At 42.8% G+C, this 22224-nt stretch carries 19 protein-coding genes; 15 read left to right on the plus strand and 4 right to left on the minus strand.

The annotated features are described in order from the left end of the window. Positions 1-230: 230 nt before the first annotated feature. The 3 genes from LCM10_RS18610 to tatC all read left to right on the plus strand — a co-directional run bounded on the left by LCM10_RS18610 (position 231) and on the right by tatC (position 3174). Positions 231-2117: an alkaline phosphatase D family protein gene (locus LCM10_RS18610; RefSeq protein ID WP_224877779.1), complete on the plus strand. Its 1887-nt coding sequence runs from the start codon at positions 231-233 to the stop codon at positions 2115-2117. A gap of 21 nt (positions 2118-2138) precedes the next feature. Then, entirely contained in the window at positions 2139-2345 is a 207-nt protein-coding gene (tatA, locus tag LCM10_RS18615; RefSeq protein ID WP_224877781.1) for a twin-arginine translocase TatA/TatE family subunit, read from the plus strand. 70 nt (positions 2346-2415) lie between these two features. Further along, entirely contained in the window at positions 2416-3174 is a 759-nt protein-coding gene (gene tatC, locus LCM10_RS18620) for a twin-arginine translocase subunit TatC (protein ID WP_224877783.1), read from the plus strand. Positions 3175-3335: 161 nt separating this feature from the next. Here tatC and LCM10_RS18625 read toward each other — a convergent pair whose 3' ends face one another. Further along, positions 3336-4928, minus strand: coding sequence for a bifunctional metallophosphatase/5'-nucleotidase (locus LCM10_RS18625; protein ID WP_224877785.1), 1593 nt, complete (start codon positions 4926-4928; stop codon positions 3336-3338). 173 nt (positions 4929-5101) lie between these two features. Between LCM10_RS18625 and LCM10_RS18630 the strand changes: the two genes are divergently transcribed. The 4 genes from LCM10_RS18630 (at position 5102) to phnE (LCM10_RS18645) (ending at position 8688) form a co-directional block, all read left to right on the plus strand. Continuing rightward, positions 5102-6151 carry a phosphate/phosphite/phosphonate ABC transporter substrate-binding protein gene (locus LCM10_RS18630; RefSeq protein WP_224877787.1) on the plus strand — a complete coding sequence of 350 codons (1050 nt, stop codon included), beginning with the start codon at positions 5102-5104 and terminating at the stop codon, positions 6149-6151. A 127-nt stretch (positions 6152-6278) separates the two neighbouring features. Continuing rightward, entirely contained in the window at positions 6279-7061 is a 783-nt protein-coding gene (gene phnC, locus LCM10_RS18635) for a phosphonate ABC transporter ATP-binding protein (RefSeq protein WP_224877788.1), read from the plus strand. Then, positions 7054-7869, plus strand: coding sequence for a phosphonate ABC transporter, permease protein PhnE (gene phnE, locus LCM10_RS18640; RefSeq protein ID WP_224877790.1), 816 nt, complete (start codon positions 7054-7056; stop codon positions 7867-7869). The genes phnC and phnE (LCM10_RS18640) overlap by 8 nt, the downstream gene beginning before the upstream one ends. 15 nt (positions 7870-7884) lie before the next feature. Then, entirely contained in the window at positions 7885-8688 is an 804-nt protein-coding gene (phnE, locus tag LCM10_RS18645; RefSeq protein WP_224877792.1) for a phosphonate ABC transporter, permease protein PhnE, read from the plus strand. A 286-nt stretch (positions 8689-8974) separates the two neighbouring features. Here phnE (LCM10_RS18645) and LCM10_RS18650 read toward each other — a convergent pair whose 3' ends face one another. Beyond that, entirely contained in the window at positions 8975-9826 is an 852-nt protein-coding gene (locus LCM10_RS18650) for a DUF1259 domain-containing protein (RefSeq protein WP_224877794.1), read from the minus strand. 310 nt (positions 9827-10136) lie between these two features. After that, complete coding sequence (locus LCM10_RS18655; RefSeq protein ID WP_318247512.1) at positions 10137-10565, minus strand: MarR family winged helix-turn-helix transcriptional regulator; 429 nt, start codon at positions 10563-10565, stop codon at positions 10137-10139. A 200-nt stretch (positions 10566-10765) separates the two neighbouring features. Here LCM10_RS18655 and LCM10_RS18660 point away from each other — a divergent pair, with 200 nt between their 5' ends. The 3 genes from LCM10_RS18660 (at position 10766) to LCM10_RS18670 (ending at position 15024) form a co-directional block, all read left to right on the plus strand. Continuing rightward, entirely contained in the window at positions 10766-11968 is a 1203-nt protein-coding gene (locus LCM10_RS18660) for an MFS transporter (RefSeq protein WP_224877884.1), read from the plus strand. Between the two features lie 388 nt (positions 11969-12356). Then, positions 12357-14054, plus strand: coding sequence for a transglutaminase domain-containing protein (locus LCM10_RS18665; protein ID WP_224877798.1), 1698 nt, complete (start codon positions 12357-12359; stop codon positions 14052-14054). A 34-nt stretch (positions 14055-14088) separates the two neighbouring features. Beyond that, a complete protein-coding gene (locus LCM10_RS18670; protein ID WP_224877800.1) occupies positions 14089-15024 on the plus strand; it encodes a nucleoside hydrolase in 936 nt (311 codons plus the stop codon). Positions 15025-15074: 50 nt separating this feature from the next. On the opposite strand, the gene LCM10_RS18675 is transcribed toward LCM10_RS18670, so the two are convergent. Beyond that, positions 15075-16262 carry a glycoside hydrolase domain-containing protein gene (locus LCM10_RS18675; RefSeq protein WP_224877802.1) on the minus strand — a complete coding sequence of 396 codons (1188 nt, stop codon included), beginning with the start codon at positions 16260-16262 and terminating at the stop codon, positions 15075-15077. A 152-nt stretch (positions 16263-16414) separates the two neighbouring features. On the opposite strand from LCM10_RS18675, the gene LCM10_RS18680 reads away from it, so the two are divergent. The 5 genes from LCM10_RS18680 to LCM10_RS18700 all read left to right on the plus strand — a co-directional run bounded on the left by LCM10_RS18680 (position 16415) and on the right by LCM10_RS18700 (position 22221). Further along, the gene (locus LCM10_RS18680; protein WP_224877804.1) at positions 16415-17632 is read left to right on the plus strand and encodes an alanyl-tRNA editing protein; all 1218 of its coding nucleotides are present in this window, start codon (positions 16415-16417) and stop codon (positions 17630-17632) included. Positions 17633-18178: 546 nt separating this feature from the next. Next, positions 18179-19498: a VWA domain-containing protein gene (locus LCM10_RS18685; RefSeq protein ID WP_224877806.1), complete on the plus strand. Its 1320-nt coding sequence runs from the start codon at positions 18179-18181 to the stop codon at positions 19496-19498. 18 nt (positions 19499-19516) lie between these two features. Beyond that, positions 19517-20212 carry a hypothetical protein gene (locus LCM10_RS18690; RefSeq protein WP_224877807.1) on the plus strand — a complete coding sequence of 232 codons (696 nt, stop codon included), beginning with the start codon at positions 19517-19519 and terminating at the stop codon, positions 20210-20212. 15 nt (positions 20213-20227) lie between these two features. Next, positions 20228-21016 carry a Flp pilus assembly protein CpaB gene (locus tag LCM10_RS18695; RefSeq protein WP_224877809.1) on the plus strand — a complete coding sequence of 263 codons (789 nt, stop codon included), beginning with the start codon at positions 20228-20230 and terminating at the stop codon, positions 21014-21016. 77 nt (positions 21017-21093) lie between these two features. Next, a complete protein-coding gene (locus tag LCM10_RS18700; RefSeq protein WP_224877810.1) occupies positions 21094-22221 on the plus strand; it encodes an AAA family ATPase in 1128 nt (375 codons plus the stop codon). The last annotated feature ends 3 nt before the right edge of the window (positions 22222-22224 follow it).

Raw genomic sequence — 22224 nt, forward strand, 5'->3', positions numbered from 1 at the left:
CTCTACTAGCGTTATTTGTTTTCTGTATTTATGTCTATTTTCTATTCAATCCCCTTCTTATTACACCCACTATTTTCTTTTCAAGTCATTTCTTTTATAAAGAGACAAATAAATCCGTATTTATTTCTATCCTTTAACTTTTCTCTAATTACTTTGTAATAACTCCTTATCATTGACTTGAAATTCTGATAGTAAGATAAATGGTGAATTCACTTAAAGGAGGAATCACCTTGGATAAGAAAAAGGAGCTTCATCAAACAAGCAACAACTATGATCAATCACGCAGAACGTTTTTGAAGTACTTCTTAGCAGGATCTGCGGTAATGGCATTAGAGACATCCGGAATCTCTCGATTGACGTCAATGGTCTCCACGGCAGAAGCAGCAACAACGGTTGAGCCATATGCTGCAACACAAGGTGCTGGAAAAGGATTCCCGCAGTCGATTGCTTCAGGAGATCCTACGCCAACTGGTGCTATGCTTTGGACAAGGGTGGATCCTTCTATGGAAACTGGATTAACGGATAAAGAATTCTCTAGCGAAGTCATTTATTGGCTTGAAAATAAAGCAACTAATGATACATCTTTAGAAGAAGGAATTAATCAGGGTAAATTCATTATGTTTGAGATAAGTAAAAAAGCGGATTTTTCTGAAGTGGAGATGAGAGGCTTCTCGCCAATCTGGAAGGACCATGACCACGTAGTACGTGTCGATTTAGATGGTGTACTTGCTTCCCAACAGACATACTACTACCGCTTCATTACAAAAAGTGGGCTTGTAAGTAGGACAGGCCGATTTAAGACATTGCCAACAGAAGGAGCAGATGTTCAGTCTGCAACCATCGGGTATGTTTCCTGTCAGGATTATACCAATGGTTTTTTTAACGCTCTTGGTTATATGGCAGATGAGGAAATGGACTTCTTCCTGCATCTTGGAGACTACATTTATGAATCCGTAGGAGACGCTGCCTACCAAGGGAACCTGGAAGAACGTCAAATTACACTCCCGAGTGGACAAGGAAAGGCATTTACCATTCAGGACTATCGTAAGCTATACCAGACGTATCGTTCGGACAAAGACCTACAAAAGCTTCATGAAAACCATGCGATGATCGGAATTTGGGATGATCATGAGTTTGCAAACGACACGTATTATCCTGCGGTCGCACCTGATGATAATCCTGAGTCGGATCCTGCTCGACGCCTCATTGCTAATCAAGTCTGGTTTGAGTATATTCCGGCTCGTGTCCCATACAATCCAAATGGAACGTTTGAGGATTCCGTTAAAATTTATCGTTCGATAGTGTTAGGAAATCTTGCATCCATCATCATGACGGATGAAAGACTTTACAGAAGTGCGCACCCTTGCGGAGAAGAAACGCTAGACCGTTATCTGGCGCAGGGCTGTGAGGATATTAACCTTTCTAGTCGAACAATGCTTGGGAAAACGCAAAAGGAATGGTTTTTAAATGAGTTAAAAAATGCCAAGGGAACCTGGAAGATTTGGGGGAATGAAGTACAGGTAACACAATTGAAAGCACTAGGAAAATATTTAAACCTTGATGCATGGGATGGCTACGCATATGAAAGAAGTGAGATTGCCCAAACGGTGTTAAACAATGGGATAAAAAACTTTCTTGCGTTAACTGGCGATTTCCACACATTTGAAGCGTCTTATATGCAAAACGACTATGTGCCTAACGGTGAAAAATTCGGGGTGGAGTTAATGGTTGGCTCCATCACGTCAAGTAACTTACGAGAAACCCTTCGCAACTCCCTAAATTCAGCACCTGATGTTTCTAGTCCAATACCATTGGACGCCGCTGATGAACTGGTCAAGGCTTTGAAGGGGAAATTTAGTGAAGGAACAACAATTACGGCAGAGTTGCTGTTTAAAGAGCTTCAAAATATCATCAAAATCGAGAATCCTTGGATTGACTTATTTGACAGTACGACGCACGGATATGCAATGTTGCAGCTTACCAAGGCAAAAGCAAAATGGACAGCATATTCGGTAGATAATATTGAAAAACCGCAAGCGACCAGAAAGCTTTTATGGCAATGTGAAGTGCCAAATGGTGAAGTGAAAATTAATGTTTTAAAAGGGAGCTTACTATAAAAAAAGGAGGAGAGGGTATTTATGTTGCAAAGTATTGGCATTCCAGGATTAATTTTAATTTTGATCATTGCATTAATTGTATTCGGGCCATCAAAACTTCCGGAAATAGGGCGATCTTTCGGGGTGACCCTGAGTGAATTCAAGAAGGGTACCAAAGAAATAATGTCAGATGAGGAACCAAAAAAAGCCAAGACAGAGGACTCAGCTCCTATACAAAAGGAATCCTAAGAGTAGAAATAGGAGGAACTTGGCTGGTTGAGCAGCCGGTTCCTCTTTTTTCTAAGAGGGAGGAGTAGATATGAATAAGCAGGAGTTCATCCAGATTCATTTGAAAGAATTGAGACAACGGATTATAACAGTGGCTGTGGCTTATGCTGTTCTATTGATTGCTGGCTTCTTAAGTGTAAAGCATATCTATCGATGGATCTTGAATGATGCAGGGCTTGAGCTTACGGTGCTGGGACCTTCTGATATCCTATGGGTATATTTCACGATTTCCAGTATTTGTGCGTTCACTCTATTGATCCCTTTGTTAACCTATCAGGTATGGGCTTTTGTAAAGCCTGCATTGAAACCAGAAGAACGTAGGGCAACCTTGTTTTTTATTCCATTGTTATTCTTATTATTTTTGAGTGGTCTTGCATTTGGTTACTTTATCGTATTCCCGATGGTATTTGATTTTATCGTTTCGCTGTCCGAAGAGATGTTTGAAACGATGTTCACAGCGGAAAAATATTTCAAGTTTTTATTTCAGATCGTCTTTCCTTTAGGGTTACTCTTTGAATTGCCAGCGATCGTATTATTTTTAACCGAAATAGGAATATTGACTCCCGGTTTTATGAAAAAATATAGGAAATATGTTTATTTAGGACTCGTAGTGTTATCGGCCGTCATCACGCCGCCAGACTTCGTATCCCAACTATTTGTACTCATCCCCATGTTTTTGCTCTACGAAATCAGTATCTGGCTTTGTACATGGCGCTCACGGAAGAAAGCCGCAAATTCTGTATATCATTCTAAAGGCAATGCAAATGAAAAAAGCTTCTCAAACTTATGAGAAGCTTTTTTCATTTCCTGAATCACTTGTAGATACACATAATATGAAACTTGTTTTTGTCGCTGTGACGAGTCATGTTCATGAATGGATAAGACAGATTCAGATAGGAAAATAACATCAAATAGATATGCCGTAGTGAATGGGTATCAGATAGCCTCCGCCTAATTTTCACGCGTCACTTTCCAATTATGGTTACAGGTTGCTTCTACGGTTTTTCTTTTTAGAAAATAATCAGCGAGTAGTTCTGTCATATCTGTCTGAATTTCTTTTATCACCGGTTTATCTTTAAACATTTCGTAATCACCACCGCCACCGGCCCTGTAATTATTCATTACTACATCATAATGTTCAGTAAGATCGAGTGGCTTTCCGTTTCGCGTAAGTCTTTCCACCCGTGAACCGACCTCTTTCGAAATATTTAGGACGTATTCAAGTCCTTCCCACATATCATAGTTATAATGCTGGGGCTTTGGTTCAACGAATTCGGGATTGACTGTAATTTCATTTTTCTCATTCAAGGTGAAATATGTTGCGCATTTCTCCAAGGCATCTTTAATGTCCTGTCCTGAGATTCTGATGACTTTTAAGGTATTTGGATATATATAGTTGGAAACAATTTCACGCATTGTCACACGTTCTGAAAAACCAGGAGATTCATTATTAAAAAGTGCGGTATTGGATATGTCTACGCCTGCTGCATCCATTTGCACCTTATTGATGAATTCAATCATTGGATGATCTCCTAGTCTAGCGTCGAAGGAATTTACAATAGACATGTCTCCGATAATCGTACCGATTGGTTGATCCAGCCAATCTTGCGTTTGTTTCTCTAAGTCTTTTGCTAATGCTAGAACCTCTTCATCCGCTTCAATTGTATGATCTACCTCTATTAATTCGGAAGAACGGCTTACAACTTGCCACCTTCCATTTTGATGCTCTAGTTTAAGCGTTACCTTTCCTAAAGCCTGGCCATTGAACCCTGGTTGCACAATCGTTACCCCATTAAGAGTCGTGGAGACCATTCGGTGTTGATGACCAGTCAGTAGCACATCAATTCCTTCTATTTCATGACAGATGCGGAAACCTTGGTTCTCACCTGTTAATGATTCAGTAGGCTTCCCGGAAGTCAAATCTCTTTCAAACCCTCCATGGTAGGAAACGATTAGTACATCATATTGTTCGTTTTCTTGTATGTATTTCACCCATCTTTTGGCTGTTTCAAAGGCATCATTAAACGTTAATCCTTCTATATGACTGGGGTTTTCCCAGTTTGGGATATAATGGGTCGTGATTCCAAGGGTCGCTATTCGTAAACCGTTCGGAAACTCTTTAATGAAATATGGAGGACCAACCGCTGGTTGATTGTTATCTTCATTGAGAATGTTTGCAGAAATCCAAGGGAAATTAGATTCGTCCACTGATTTTTTTAGCAGTTCCATTCCATAATTAAATTCATGATTCCCAAGGACAGCAGAATCATATTGTAAATGATTTAAAATGCTGATCATCGGATTTTGTTTATCAGAAAGGAATTTGGCATAGAAATAGGTTAGTGGTGTTCCCTGAATGACATCCCCATTATCAATAAGGATTGTATAATCAGATTTCTTTTTCTCTTTGTGAATAAGACTTGAAATCTTTGCAATTCCTGAGTTTGATTGTTGATTATTCCCGTAATTTATTGGGAAAACATTTCCGTGAATATCACTGGTTTCGAGAATGACCAACTCACATGTATCTGTTATGTCTTTCATGGCTATAACCGTCCTCTACTTAATTTGGTTTCATTATATCGTTTAATCGATCAAATGTACTATTAAATTTACAATTTACGAAATATTTACAATATAAACTAGGAATAATATGCTATACTTTATTCTGGAAATTCCATTTTAGAAATCAAATATTAAATACGGGGGAAAAAGTTGTGAAGAACAAATTTAATTTCATTATTGCACTTCTTTTCATTATTGGAATCATTTCAGGTTGCGGTACAGATGAAGCGAACAAAGAAACTAGTGAAAATGGAAATACAAAGATTGACACACTAAATGTCAGTTTCGTCCCATCACGTGATCCAGAAGAAATTGTAACAGCAACTGAGCCACTTAAAGGTCTTTTAAAAGACGAACTTGGCAATCTTGGATTTGATGTTGAAAATGTAGAAATCAATGTGGGTACTACATATGAAGCTGTAGGGGAAGCTCTTTCGGCTGGAACTGCAGATGTAGGATTAATTCCAGGTGGAACATATGTATTATATGAAGATGGTGCTGAAGTTATTTTAACTGCAACACGTGCAGCATTATCAAATGACTCTGATAATCCTAAAGAATGGAATGACAATAAGCCAACAGAAGGATTGGAAGATAAGCAAGCTACTTACTACCGTGGATTATTCATCGCAGGCCCTTCAAAGAAAGGGAAAGAACTTGCTGACAAAATCAACAATGGTGAAGAGTTAACATGGGAAGACCTAAACAGTGCTAACTGGGCGGTCCAATCAACATCTTCTTCATCAGGTTATATCTATCCGACACTATGGTTACAAGATAAATTCGGAAAGAGTATTACTGACCTAGACAACGTTGTACAAGCTAATGGATATGGTGATTCATTTGCAAAACTAGCTGCCGAGCAAGTAGACATCATGGTTGCATATGCTGATGCACGTCGTGACAATGTGGATAAATGGACTGGTGATTTCAGCCGCACAGCATCTATTTGGGATGAAACAAATGTAATTGGTGTGACTCAGCCAATTTTTAACGATACAGTTTCTGTTAGTAAAAATTCAGAAAACATGTCTGATGACCTGAAAAAAGCACTTCAAGACGCATTCATTAATATTGCTCAAAAAGAAGAAGGTAAAGAAGTAATCAGTATCTATAGTCATGAAGGTTACCAAAAGGCAAAAGCTTCTGACTATGATGGTGAGAGAGATGCACAGGAATTCTTAAAAGGTCTTAAAAACTAACCAGGAACATTAGTTACATTTACAATTTATATAAAAGAGAGAACACCAAAATAAGGTGTTCTCCTTTTTTCGCATTCATACTGAAAAGCATATTTTCATGAAACCTTAAAAGAATGGAGTAATACCCATGATCGAGTTTATTAATGTAGAAAAAACGTATCCCAATGGTACAAAAGCTTTACAAGATATTAATTTGAAGATTGATCAAGGTGAATTCGTTGCGGTCATCGGTTTATCAGGTGCGGGTAAATCAACGTTAATTCGTTGTATCAACCGTATGCATGATATTACTGACGGAAAATTACTAGTGGATGAAACGAATGTCACTGATCTTAAAGGAAACCAAATTCGTCGTTTCCGTCGAAGAATCGGTATGATTTTTCAGTCTTTCAATCTCGTAACAAGAACGACAGTAATTAAGAATGTCCTGGTTTCTTTTGTCCCTGATAATCCGCTGTGGAGAAAAATTACCGGTCTATACACAAAGAAACAAAAACAGAAAGCATTAGAGGCTTTAGATAAAGTAGGGATTCTTGATAAAGCATATATTCGGGTTGACCAATTGTCAGGTGGACAACAGCAGCGTGTAGCACTAGCTCGTACATTGGCACAAAATCCGGATATCATATTAGCGGATGAGCCGATTGCGTCATTGGACCCTGTAACATCAAAGTTAGTAATGGACGATTTTAAACGAATCAATAAAGAAATGAATATTTCTGTCATCATGAATATCCATCACGTTGAAGTAGCCTTGGAATACGCAGACCGAATCATTGGAATTCGTAAAGGAGAAGTCGTCTTCGATGGTGAATCTTCGAAGGTGACGGATGCGATTCTTAATGATATTTATGCTGGCAATCCAGAAGAATTACAAGCTGCCTTAGAGGAGAGTCATGCACATGTATGATAAAATCTTTCCTCCCAAAAGAATCGAGTTAGAGAACGGTAAGGTTGTTCTGGAAAAAAGATCGCGAGTACCTTTCATTCTCCTGATTGTCTTCATTGCAGTTTATTATTCTGCACAGGCAACAGGATTTAGTTTTGAAGTGATCATCAAGCGTATCAATCAATTTTTTATCATCATCGGTGAAATGCTTAAACCTAACTGGGGCTATATAGACGGGATTTTACCTGAATTGATGACTACATTAAAGATGTCCTTGTTCGGTTCGGTTGCTGGGGCACTCATCGCTTTGCCTGTAGCTCTTCTTGCGTCTTCTAACATAATAAAAAATAAACTCATTGTTTCATTTTGTAAAACCGTTCTTAGCCTTCTAAGAACGATGCCCACACTTGTAACGGCCTTGATTGCCACTTATGTATTCGATCTGCCAGCTATGGCGGGAACCGTAGCCATTTTCCTCTTTACCATTTCCTATGTTGGTAAATTAACGTACGAAGCGATTGAAAATGTAGACATGGGTCCTTTCGAAGCAATGGAATCAATCGGGATGACAAGGGTTCAAGCTTTTCGCTATGCCATAATTCCTCAAATACTACCTGGTTATTTATCTACTTCCTTATTCAGTTTTGAAGGAAATGTCCGTTATGCTGCGATTCTTGGATATGTAGGGGCAGGGGGGATTGGTAAGCTTATCAATGAAACAATCGGATGGCGTGATTATTCAAGCTTAGGGATGATTTTCGTCATGCTGGTTATCACTGTATATTTGATTGAAACAGTTAGTGAACACTTTAGAAAAAAGTTAATTTAAAGGAGTATTCGTGGTATGACGACAGTAGAAAAGCAGCTCCTGGCTGCCCCGCGTAATTATGGTTACATCCTTACGGTAACAGCAATCATTCTTTTTCTTCTAGGGTGGTCAATTACTGGGATAAGCTTTCAATTGGACAGTAACGGAATGAAAATTGCTTCTAATATTATCGGTGGACTTCTACATCCAGATACTGAGTTCCTATTTAATATGACTGACAGAGGCGTTTTATATTTGTTATGGGAAACTCTTGCCATCGCTTTGTTAGGAACGATTGTAGGTGCGGTTTTGGCTGTACCATTGGCGTTTTTAGCAGCATCTAATATTGTTCCAAAACCAATCGCATGGTTAACACGTTTATTATTGATTTTTATCAGAACCATTCCCGCGTTAGTATATGGATTGATGTTCATTCGTGTAACCGGCCCTGGACCATTTGCGGGAGTATTGACGATAGGAATCACATCTATCGGCATGCTTGCCAAATTATATGTTGATGCGATTGAAGAGTTGGATGTAAAGGTCCTTGAATCAATGACATCGATTGGTTGTAATACATTTGAGAAAATTCGCTATGGCATTATCCCTCAATTATTATCGATTTTTCTATCGGTCATGATTTACCGTTTTGACATGAATATGCGTGAAGCTGCCATCCTAGGGTTGGTTGGTGCTGGTGGTATCGGTGCACCACTTATTTTCGCCATGCAGGGTTATAAATGGGAACTGGTTGGGTCGATTCTGATTGGACTAGTCGTTCTGATTTTAATTATTGAGTTTATCTCAAATAAACTTAGATCTAAATTAGTAAATGGATAATAATGAACATCTACTCCCATCAGTTTTATAACGATGGGAGTTTTTCATTGAGTAATCATTCAATTGAATACCCGATTCTTTTGAACTGTTTTCGTAAAGATTGTTGCTTTTGAAAAAGTGAGAAGTACGTGATTTCCGCTGCAGGTGCTTATTTTCAGTAGGGCGTGGGTTGAGCCTCCTAGGGCATCGCCCTGTTGGGTTTCAGCTTCCGCACGAGTAGAGAACCTTTAGCGAGAATTAACGATCAATAAAGGTAAAGTCATATTCATTCCTAGATAGTTTAGTATTAACCATAGCCATAAAGTACCTGACGAATTTTCTTAGCAAACACAACAGGTTCCTCAATTTGTTGAACATAAACATAAGGTAGCATAGGCATACTGCAAGGAAATCCTACGACAAAATTACAATATATTCCGAGTTGTGTTAATTTCGACATGACAACATTTGTATCTTTAAGCTGCACAGGGATGCGGCCAATATTAAGGGCGTATCCTTGTGAATCCATACTGACAAAACTAAAGATTCCATCTGTCACGGTTGGAGACTGAGAGGCACATCGACCTAATATCTTTAATTGATGATGTTGAGGTATTGCGATACTACAGAAGGACTGCTGAGTTGGGTAAGGTATTAAAAAGCCTCCCATAATGTCACTTACTTGCTTACATGTACTTTTGAAATTTAAAGCGGTAGGCGTATTTGACCGATGAGTTGATCCAATTGGCAATGCTTTTAAAACAGGTAACAATCGATAGGCAAAAGAGATAGGCGATTCAATACTGGCTACATAAACAATTGGAAGGTTTGGTTCACTAAATAAATAACCATGGACAACATTGTGTCTGATTCCTTGTCTTGTCAAAAGGTCCGTAACTGTCGAGATGTTCCGTTCCTCAACAGGGATACGTCCAATAATAAGCGCTTTTCCTTGTTCATCGAAATTCCCAAAGTCAAAATAAGCATCTGTTACCATGGTAGAATCAGCTGCAGATCTTCCCAACATATTTACCTCAATACGTTGGGATAAGCCAACTGTGCAGAAGGGGGATTGTGGCGTAATGGGGAGGATTGTGTAGCCGCCAATGCTCGCTGCAAATGTATGACAAAGGGATTGCGTTCCTGTAAAATGATTCATTTTTCACACCTCTTCACTTCAATCTGTAAGCGCAAAATTCCACTTAAAGAAAAGCAAGTTCCGGGAGTTCATAATGGTTCATTATATGTTTATTGCATTTAATGAATTCTCTTTACCTAAATGTATTTCAATGCAAGTAAAAGTGGCCAAGGGACATTGTTGAAGAGATCTGGTAATCCGGTTAACAATAGATCGCCTTTTTGCTAACCCACTCCAGTAAAACCGCGTAGAAGATAATATACACTCTCATCATAGTGTCGGTATGATGCAATAACAAAAAAAGGGAGCTGCTTCAGCTCCCCCAAAAAACTCACACGATCAACGACTCATTAAACTTCTTCAACAACTTTCCAAAAGCTTCGCGCTCTTCCTCTGGCCAGTCCTCAATTTTCTCTGCTATCCGTTCCAGACGAGCCTGTTTATGCTCCTTGAAGACAGTGGTCCCAAGTTCCGTAACGTCCAGCTTATAGGATCTGCCGTCCAAAGGGTCTGGTATCCGGTACAGGTAGCCTTTCTGTTCAAGCGCCCCTGCTTGTCGGCTGATGGTGGAAATGTCGAGCATGAATTCTTCTGCCAGGACCTTTACGCCGGCTGCGCCTTTATTGGCGATCCGCCGCAGTAACAGGTAGGCCGAGCGGTCAAGGCCGCCCAGTTTTTTATGGGAAGAGAGATTGGTGGCCCGGCGGATAAGGATGGCGAGCTCCAATTCGATCTTTTCTAAATGGTTTTGATTCATTATGATAACCCCGCAATAACAAGTTATATGTTTTATGATACCACATTAAAAAGAAGAAGGTTATTGACGTGATGACATTTAGTTGTATAATACAAATATAAACTTTCATCATACAACTAAATTGTGGAGTTTAAATCATATAATAGAAGAAATGAGGAATGGGTATGTCATCTACTCAACCAATTGTACCGTCATCAGCGCCGATGCTGGATCCGGTCGATGTGAATAAAAAAGGGATTTTAGATCAGCCAAAAGCGGTTTGGGCTGTTTTTTTTGCTTGTATCATTGCGTTTATGGGACTTGGTCTCGTGGATCCAATCCTGCCTGCGATCGCTACTCAGCTTGATGCTACGCAAAGTCAGGTCACGCTGCTATTCACTAGTTATAATGCCGTGATGGCAGTGGCGATGCTTATCACCGGGATGCTGTCCTCAAGGATTGGCATCAAAGGGACGCTTCTTTCAGGCATTGTCATTATCGCGATCTTCTCAGCACTTGGTGGATTGTCCAACGATATTTGGACGCTTGTCGGACTCCGAGGGGGCTGGGGACTTGGGAATGCGCTATTCGTGGCGACGGCCTTAGCGGCAATCGTCTCGCTTTCAAATAGCGGAGCGGCCAAAGCAATCATCCTTTATGAAGCTGCCATCGGACTTGGTATTTCAGTCGGACCTTTACTGGGGGGCTGGCTTGGTGCGATTTCATGGAGAGGTCCGTTCCTTGGGGTGGCAACGCTCATGGTTATCGCCTTTATCGGCCTGAGCGTGCTGATGCCAAAAGCGGATCCTTCAATGAAACCCAAAACGAAGACGACACTGGCGGATCCGTTCCGTGCATTGAAACACCGTTCGTTATTCGTATTCGGGATTGCCGCGGCACTCTATAACTTTGGCTTCTTCACGCTGCTCGCTTATGCGCCATTTGTGATGGGGCTGGATGAGCACGGTCTCGGCTATGTGTTCCTCGGATGGGGGATGCTTCTAGCCGTCACTTCCGTGTTCATGGCACCGAAGCTGCAACAGCGGTTCGGAACGATCAAGTCGATGTGTGCGATGCTTACACTATTCGCCTTGCTGCTTCTTGCCATGGGACTCTGGACAACGACACAATGGGTCGTCATCGTCTCCGTGATCCTCGCGGGTGCATTCCTTGGTAACAACAACACATTGATCACGACCGCCGTCATGAACGCGGCACCAGTCGAACGGTCAACGGCATCGGCAGCCTACAGCTTCCTCCGCTTCATCGGAGGAGCCATCGCACCATTCACGGCAGGTAAACTAGCCGAACACTACAACCCAAGCCTCCCATTCATCGTAGGAGCGGGATTTGTATTACTATCGGTCGTCTTTATCCTCCTAAACAAAAACCACATAAACCATGTGGATTCTGTTGGTGGTCATTAAGGTGTAAGATTAAAACAACCAGTTCCAGCAATTGATTGGAGTGGAAGACGAAGACTCCTAACAGAAAAGCGGAAGGGCTTTGCTCAGAGGCGTGTGGCATGTGCCTCTAAGCCCTGGAGCTGGACAATTTTCTCGCATGACGAGGAGGCTCACGGGTCACCCGCTGAAAGCGAAGTCTTCCACGGAAATCAATTGCGGTATTATTAGTGCACAAAGCCTTCCATCAAATTAAGATGGCGGGCTTTTCTTTTTTAAATAAATCCAAAAAATTCCACTTGAACAGGTTTACAAACACCTTCAGAATGGTAAAAAAGCATCAGAAACCAATTATTGTCTGACACGTACATAAATTAAACGATGCAAATGGAGAGTAATGGAGGAGAACCAGATGAAAACAAAAAATCCTATTCATATCATGCTGCTTTGCTTCATGGCCAGCTTGATGTTCCTTTCGGCCTGCAGCAGTTCGGCTGACTCGGAAGCAAAAAAAGAGGAAAAGAAGGAAGAAGATAAATACGAAAAGCTCGTCAAGGAGAAGAACAGCGAGCTTGAACTCGAACCGATCGAGTTGACTTCCTACAGTGAGGAGATCGGTGTGACATTGGATGAACCCTCCCATAAGGAATTCGCAGCGAATGGGGAAGTGGTCATTAAAGGGGAAATCGAGAAGGCTTCCGTATTGAAATCGGACTATGCCTGGATCAAGGTCCGTTCAAAGGAAGAAGGAGCTGCAGGGGATCAGCTTGAGTATTACACCCCGATTAAGGATGGGGCGTTCAAAGAATCGATCCATTTCTTCAATGGCGAAGGCGAATACAGTGTAAGGATCCAGCTGCCGAGTAAGGACCGGGACAATTATTTTTACGACACGGCTTCTTTCACCGTACATAATGTGAATCCCGAGAAGAAGCGGGATGTGACGGTTACGCCGTTCGGCCGCAACGCAGGCGTGGAAGTGGACGTGGATTCGAGCTTCAAAAAGGGAAATGAAGTGTTCTCCCTTAAGGGAAAAGCGGATGAATTGACGGATAAAGATACGATCATGCTGAAGCTGAGGAAGGACAGTGATACCTGGACGCACGTGATTCCGGTGGAGGATGGCGCATTCTCTTATGATGTTCCGCTTTTTTATGGAAAAGGGGTCCATGAACTTGAAGTGCTCGTCCCTGATGAAGAACGGGAGAACTATTACCAGACGGCAACGAGTCTTCTGATTGATAATGAATCCGACCGGACGATGAGTCCGATCGATTACTCAAGCACGTACCGGGAACGCGGCGTCACGTTGGAATCGCCTCAATACGGCGGGGACGAAGCGGACGGGATGTACACGGTAAAAGGGACGATCGATCCGGAAGCGGAGTTCGGACCGGAAACCGACCATATTTATGTGACGACGAAGAAAGGCGAGGATGAGGCGCTCGATGTCATTCCCGTTGAGGACTTTACATTTGATGACTCCTTCTATCTGCGATTCGGTCCGGGAACGTATGAGGTGACGCTGAGCGTTCCCGAAATCAAGGAAGAATTCAGTAATTCGTTCAGGTTCTATGGCTTTGCACAATTCGAGGTCGAGTCGACCGGCGAGGATAAACGAGACCTCCTGCCATCGAGGGGAGTGGAGTCCGAGGCACCGGAGATCAAGGAGCTGGCACAGAAGCTGACGGAAGGTAAAAAGAATGACCGTGAAAAAGCGAAGGCAATCTATGACTATACAGCCAAAAACGTAAGTTATGATGTGCAAAAGCTTGATAACTCAGAATTTGAGTGGGATGACAGCGCGCTCAAGACGCTTGATGAAAAAACGGGTGTGTGCCAGGATTATGCGTATCTGGCCGTTGCTCTCTTACGGGCCAGCGATATTGAAGCGAGATTCATTGAAGGGATGGCACGTGGCGGCTGGTGGCCACAGCGCCATGCATGGGTCGAAGCGAAAGTGGACGGAAAGTGGCTGACGATGGATCCAACATGGGGATCGGGCTACATCAAGGATGATCAATTTGTGGCGGATTTCAATGAGGAATATTTCGATCCGGATCCGGCTGAATTTGAAAAGACCCATACGCGCTATGGGGTGGAGTACTAAATCAACCAGACTTGTAGAAAAGGTGGTATCTTCTATGAAGACACATACTAAACGAAAAATGATTCTTGACTGCGATCCCGGGCACGATGATGCGATCGCAATCCTGCTGGCGGCAGGCCATGAGGGGATTGACCTCATCGGCATAACGACCGTGGCGGGGAATGCAGAGTTGGAGAAGACGACGTTGAATGCGCTGAAAGTATGTGAGATTGCAGGGATAGATGTCCCCGTTCTGAAGGGGAACAGTCAGCCCCTTATCCGAAAACGTGAAACAGCGGCGGATATTCATGGCGACTCCGGCATGGACGGTCCAGTCCTCCCTGCCCCTGTTAAACAGGCAGGAGAAGAGCATGCGGTTGATTTCATCATCCGTACATTGATGGAATCAGACGGAGATATCACGCTAGTGCCTGTCGGGCCACTGACGAATATTGCGATGGCGATGAGGCGTGAGCCGTCGATCCTTTCGAAGATACAGGAAATTGTCCTCATGGGCGGTGGGACGTTCGGCAACTGGACTCCGGCTGCTGAATTCAACATCTATGTCGATGCAGATGCTGCCAAGGTGGTTTTCGAGAGCGGCGTTCCGATTACGATGATGGGGCTGGATCTCACTCATCAGGCGCTCGCGGATCATGACGTCTCCCGCCGTATAGGGGGGATCGGCAACCAACCCGCTAATTTTGTCAGTGAACTCCTGACGTATTTCAGGAAAACATACCTGGAGTTCTTCGGCTTTGAGCATCCGCCTGTCCATGATGTGTGCAGTGTCGCTTACTGCATCGATCCGACCGTTGTGGAAACGAAAAAGCTACGGGTCGACATCGAAACGAAAGGTGAACTCACCTACGGGATGACACTGGTGGACGTAAATGGAGTGACGGGCAAAGAGCCCAACGTCAATTTTGCCATGAAGCTCGACCATGCAAAGTTTTGGAATATGCTCATCGATACATTGGAACGCTATTAACAAAAAAATGCAGCCGCACCTAAATGGGCGGCTGCATTTTTCATGGGGAATCAGGGTTTCCAAAGGACTTCTAGTAAATCTCCGTCAAATAAGTTGGTATCGATATTACATGCCTCGGCGTCGATGCCGTATTGCCAGCCAAGGGCAAGTGAATTGTCCGGGGCTTCCGGTGCGAAATCAGGGGCTTCTGCCTGCGTGGTGATACCCACATTCGGGGAAGCCGTCCAGATATAATTTTCTTTCAATAGATTGCCGTTTCGCTCCGCTGCCTGGTTGTACGCTTTATATAAGGCTCTGTCGGGATCGAATATGCCATAGATGCCAGATTCATATTTCGAGGAGGCCATCGTTTCAAACCAGCCTCTGATAAACTCTGAATCTACCGGGTACGTCGGCTCGATATCCGCGAATAGGGCAACGCCTTCAGGGACTCCAAGATCATTTGCCCCCTTGATGGCGGCATTTGCCTGATTCACGCCATTTTCAAATCCTGTCGCATCGCTGAAATTATTATAGATTGGAAGGATATAGTCCCCTTTTGATTGGATCAGGTCCACCTGTTCAGCGGTTAAGCCGCGCGAGACCCCGTCTCGGGTTATGAGATAGCGTCCGAATACTTCAGGGTCACCGAAGTTCTCCCTTACGCACGCATAAAGATCTTCCGTTGTTTCACTGGCGGAATCGATGCCCCAGACGAGCTCCGGTGTCGGCTTTTGCCCGCCTTCATTTCCTTCTCCATTGTTTCCTCCTCCGCCATCATTCTTACGGCCATTCGTTTCGTTTCCTACATCATTCGTGACTTTCACATCGACATTGACCCCGAGATTGTTCAGGACGTTGTTGTCCAACCCGTAGCCACCGCTTCCGTTCAGGTAGTTTTTAAGGGAGTTGGAAAGAGTCCCTTCTGCTTTCCCTTCAAATTGATTGTCGATGGTGTTCGAGAAATTTGACTCTCCGTTTCCTTCTGCCAAGTTATCAATATCATTTCGGATATCATAATCGGTGTTACTGGTCATGTTATTGGTGATAGTGGTTTCTACATCAGAATTGCCGTAAATATTATTTTGGACATTGGTATGAATCGTGATCGTTGCATTGGATTGACCCGAGGATGAAGTCATGTTGGAATCGCCCCCCACCCGATGACTTCCATCCCTAAGGAAGAAGATCAGAGTCGCTAAATAAAGGAGAATAAACAGGGAGGTGATTGCTGTAATCGTGTTTTTGCTAAAGTTCATTTTCTCACCTTCTCATGCTGGTTCCTGAAGGGTTGACCCATCCTGAAACCATGGAATTTTCCTGTTATTTTATGAGGACTGGGATGTTTTGGTGAGAAGTACAGCAGCCTAATATGATAAAGTAAGAAAAAAGGAAGGAAAGGGATTTTACGATGACAAAGAAGCTTTATTATGATGATGCATACATAACAAGATTCGAGACGAGCATCACGAGACAGGGGCAGGAAGAAGACGGGCGTCCGTTCATTGTCCTGGAAGAAACGGCTTTCTATCCGACAGGAGGTGGCCAGCCATTTGATGAAGGGACACTCAATGGAACTCCGGTGACGGATGTTGAAGAGGTGGACGGGGAGATCCGTCATTATCTTGAAACGCGGATTGCGGGACGAGCTGAAACGGTTACCGGAAAAATCGATTGGACGAGACGTTTCGACCATATGCAGCAGCATGCCGGGCAGCATATCCTATCCGCTGCCTTCGCGGAAGCGCTCGATTATGAAACGGTCAGTTTTCATTTGGGGAAAGACATCCTGACCATCGACCTCGCTGTTGAAAGGATGAAGTGGGAGGATGCCCAGAAAGCTGAAGAATTAGCCAATGAAGTGATCAGGAAGGCAAGACCGATCGAGACGAAATGGATGACGGCAGAAGAAGCGGCTGCGTACCCGCTTCGTAAAGATCTTGCCGTATCCGATCAAGTCCGTTTGGTCATCATCCCTGATTTTGACTACAACGGCTGCGGCGGCACGCACCCACGCTCCACATCAGAAGTCGGTGCCATCAAGATCCTCGACTGGGAGAAGCATAAAGGGCACATCCGGCTCCAATTTGTGTGCGGGGACCGGGTATTGAGGCAACTTCACGAGAAGAACGAAGTCTTAAAGGAACTGACATCCGTTCTTCAATCTCCACAGGACAAAATGAAAGACGCTGCCTCCCAGCTGATTGCTAAAGCCAAGGACCAGGAAAAGCAGATAGCCGAGTTGAAGCAGGAACTTTTAAAAGATGAAGCGAAAGAACTCCAAGGTATGGCCATGCCGCTTGCAAATGGGGCGACCTTTATCAAAGGAGCCTATCAAAACCGTCCCGTCCAGGAGCTTCAACAATTAGCACGTGAGATTGTGGCGGATACAGAAGAAGCGGTTGTATTCTTTGCCGTCCATAACGCTGACAAACTCCAGGTCGTAGGAGCAAAAGGGAAGAAGGCTGACCAAAACTTAAAAACACTCGCTCCCGCCATTTTCGCCCTCGTCAATGGAAAAGGTGGAGGAAGAGAAGACTTCATCCAAGGAGGTGGGGAACCGGTTATCTCACCACAAGCTTTGTTGGATAAGGTAGAAAACATGTTAATTGAACAAATTACGAACTAAAATATCCCAAATTATAGATAGTGAATCCTAGAAAGCTCCCCGTTCCGTATCGGGGAGCTTTCTGTATGGGGTGGGGTATTTCAAAAATCAAAACCACACAAATAATTACAATTACCTACTAAATTTAACATTTGTAATAAACCACCTAAAAATTACCACGTATTGAACTTCTTCAACGGTTGAAAATTTAACATTATAACTTTAGGTTTAGAACTTAATACCTATGTAAGCGCATCTCCTAACATGTGCTTCTAGTCCCAAACTAACAGACGGGATTCGACACTCTCCGGCACTCATTGACGTTCGTTCCACCTGATGATAATTAATATATAGGAAAAATTCATGAACAAAAGGTGACAGTCAGGTTTTTAAACGTGAAATTAGTGGTAAATAAGAGTTGATTTAATTCCAGAATATTGAAACGTGATTCATTTGTATCATTTTGGGATGGGAATGACATCCTGTTCATTTCCCATTCGTATATGGGTCTAATGAAAAGGAATTGAGAGATACATAAATATCATCAGGACAAAAGGAGAGAAGCATATGAGGAAATTGGCAGCACTCTTGATCAGCTGTTCCTTGATCGGCCTGGCCGGTTGTTCAGGAGAAGAAACCGCAAATAAAGACAAAAAAGAACCAGCTCCCAATGAAACTAAAAAGACAGAAGAAAAAGCAGCTGCGAATTTCCCTGAGGCCCCGGCAGAAGCAGAAGAAATCGTAGAGCAGCCTTACGGGGGAAAAATGCAGGAAGTTGTCAAAAAGGTTGAAAACGGGACAGAAACAGATATCGATAAGATGGAAGATATCATGAAGGATTTCCCGGTCGAAGGGCTGAGTGAAGAAGAGATCTTCAACGGAATTGTTAGTTGGTTCGCACTCGATTATACAGAACCATACGATGCTTTGAAAAATTATGATCCCGACTTTGGGGAATACGAAATCGCAGCAAAAGAAGAAAAGAAAAAGAATGTGGTCATCCTGATCGATTCAAGCGGGAGCATGGCTGCAGAAGTGAGCGGCGGCCAGAAGATGGAATTAGCCAAAGAAGCAGTCGGCAAATTTGCTGCAGGCTTTCCTGATGACGCGACCATCTCCCTGAGAGTCTATGGACATAAGGGAACGGGTTCTGACGAAGATAAAAACCTATCCTGCTCAAGCGATGAGCTTATATACGAACCAGATACATATGATCAGTCATCTTTTGATAAAGCACTGACACAGTTTAAACCAAGCGGATGGACCCCACTTGGATCATCACTGAAGTCAGCTTACGAAGACCTTAAACAAAAAGCGGGTGATGACACCGAGAACATCGTGTATGTCGTCAGCGACGGCGTCGAAACCTGCGACGGCAATCCTGTCGAAGAAGCTGGTAAACTTGCAGACTCAGATTTGAAGGCAACAGTAAACATCATAGGATTCGATGTCTACGATGAAGGCCAACAGCAGCTAAAATCAGCGGCCGAAGCCGGCAACGGAAAGTACGCTACCGTTAACAGCAAAGATGAACTCGAGAATTCACTCCAGGAGCTACTTGATAACGCAGTGGAGAAAATCGAAAGAAACTTTGATAAAGCATCCAGCGGAATCGAGATCAATAACAGATCCGTAGCCCTTCAACAGCAGGTGGATGACCTTGGCAGGACGTTTGATGAACTTTCGTTAGCTGAAAGGGGTATTTTTGAGGAGGCCATCTCATACCTGCAAGATAAGGAAAAAATCGACCGAGATACATCAATGGCAGTGGATGACCTGGCAAATGAAAGACTTGAAACGTTAGAGGATTTTTCAGAAGATCTTGTAATCGAAGCAAGGGAGAAAGTGAAGAGTGAGAGGGAGAGTTTGTTTGAGGCGATGGAATGATGAGGGGAGAGGTGAAGGATGTATATTGTAGTCGATGAATCGTTAGGCTTACCTAAAAACCTATTAACGGAAGTTCAAATTCGCCCCACATCTTTAAAGAAAGATATTTCATTGTCAGATGCCATAGCAAAAGCTAAGAAAGGTTGGGGGATGAGAAAACTTCCATTAGCTATTGGCTCGACTGAAGAGCTTCTTGAGGAAGTGCACGGGTGGGCAATGAAGGACCATGAAGTTCTTTATATTTATGATGAACACACGATAAACGCCGAATGGGTAAAGAGATTTCAGAATTGGTTCTATCCCAACCAACATCTCTATCTTGTAAATGGGACAGTCCATAGAGGCTTGGCCCTGCATTTACTCTCTAACAGAAACCAAATTCCTGCTCTGTTAGAGAGTGGTCAAACGGGATATGTCATAACTTCCAATTCAAAGTATTTAGAGGAAAGGTTTTATTTGAAAATGGGAACAAAGAAGCCCAAAAAATATTACTTGATCAAAAATAGAGTAATGGAAAACAGTGCTTCTTCCATCGGTGAACTGGTGGAGGAAATTATGCGGAAGCACCCTGGGGAAAGATGGCTGGTAACCTCTAATCATGACTTCCAAGCTAATGAGATCAATGGAGAGTATTTCAAACTTGAAGAAAGTGCGTTTCCGATTAACAGCCAGAATATTTATTTATATCCTCTTCAACAAGAAAATTTTGAATAATGGAGTGAACAGTCGATGATCGACTCGAAAAGGAAAGCCATCATATTTTTATCACTATCCTTTATATTGGCGGTTGTGGCGGCCGGAGTCATTCTTGTCCAAATCAGCCAGGCACAGGAACGTCTTGGAGAAACAGTGAAAGTAGCTGCAGCTGCTGAGGATATTAAATCCTATCATGAAATTGATTTGGAAGAAGATATCAAGTGGATAGAACTTCCGAAAAGCAGTGCATATGAATCTTTCATAACGGATGAAAAAGAATTACAAAATGTTATTTCACTAGTTGATATAAATGAGAATGATATCCTGACAGGGACCCTGGTGAGGGAGAAGGTCAACATCCCTGCTGATGAGCGAGTTGTCTGGTTGAATGCTACAGAAATTGTCCTGATTGATCAGGACGTAGTAGAAGGAGATCAGGTAGATATCATTGTTTCAAGAGAGATCGATAAGAAACTTGAAACAAAGAGGTTGTTAAGTAATATACCGGTTGTTCAAATCGAAAGCCCTGGTGAAGAACAGGAAGATGGACCAGGACAAAGAATCAAAATTTCATTATCGGTAGAAGAAGCTGAACAGCTGATACACTACCAAAACTTCGCTAAACAAATCAGGGTCTTGCGTGTCAACCAAGTAGCGGATGAATCGAAGGAAGCTCAACCAGAGCAAAAAAAGGAAGCAGAGGTAAAGAAGGAAGAGCGGCCGAAACAGCAGCCTAAAGAAACACAAACACAAGATGAGAAAAAGGATGAATCTAAAAAGCCGGCCCAGCCAGCTGATCAAAAAAAGCAAGAAGGGCAATAATGCACCTGAAATCTAATTGGCTCTGTTGCTAAAGTGCAGCATGAGGAAAATATGTGGATCTGGAAGGATGCGACATTGTGAGTAAATTTAATGCCATACTAATAACAAAAGATCAAGAATGGAGTGAACGGTTTAAGGATTTTGAGGGAAAGCATCAGTTAGATCTGACTGTCACTCCTGAGTGGAAGAAAACCATAGGAAATCAGCAACATTACCATTATTATTTCGTAGATGTGGACACGGTTGAGTACCCAAATCAACTCCAATTTACAAGCTCGAGTTATGTAATTGGTCTTTCGCGAACTGCAGACTTTGACCAAACAAGGGAGTGGCTGACCGCTGGAGCGAAGGATCTTGTTGTTTTTCCTAAAGAACAAAATAGATTGGAAGATTTAATCCGAGAGAGTAAGCAGCAAATTCAATTTCATAGAGAAACGGAAATTGGATATGGGAGTGGAGAAGTACATGCCTTTTACAGTGCCAAAGGGGGGAGCGGAAAAACCCTTCTGGCTGCCATGATGGGCCAGTCACTTAGTGTCCACCATGGACAAAAAGTGCTGATAGTGGACTTAAACGCTCAGTTTGGTGCCATAGACAGTTTGTTCGGTCTGCAGCCTCCACGTTCATATTATGACCTTATACCGGTTATGGATGAAATGGAAATGAGGCATTTGCAAAACATCGCCATAGATGATGAGGAAAATGGCGTCACAATTATTACAGGGCCATCCAACCCGGCAAAGGCAGAAGAAATATCGGACGAATTAATCTCAAAGTTGATCAGAGTGGCAAGGTCACACTATGACTATATCATTCTCGATTTGCCATCCACCATTAATTCGATTACGTTTACTGGCTTGAGTGAAGCCACCAGAATTCATTATGTCCTAACCCCAGACAGCCTGGGGATGAGATGCTTTAAATATGCAAATGAATTATTTGAACGTTTTCAGCTGGGGGTGAACGGAACCCTTTCCATCGTTTTAAATCGCACGCATCCCAAGTCGGAGCTGCATAAGAAAGATATCGAGAAAATCATCGCAAAGAACATAGATGGCACGATTTCCTCCGATTTCTTTGGAATTCAGCCTTACATGAATATGGGGGTAAGCTTCTTCAAAAAGAAGAAGGATAAAGGAAGCTCGAAAACCTCAAAAGATATGAAAAAATATGTGGAAGAGACCATAAATCAGGAAATGAGGTGATAG

It is taken from the genome of Rossellomorea aquimaris (assembly GCF_020171925.1).
GTDB lineage: Bacteria > Bacillota > Bacilli > Bacillales > Bacillaceae_B > Rossellomorea > Rossellomorea aquimaris_F.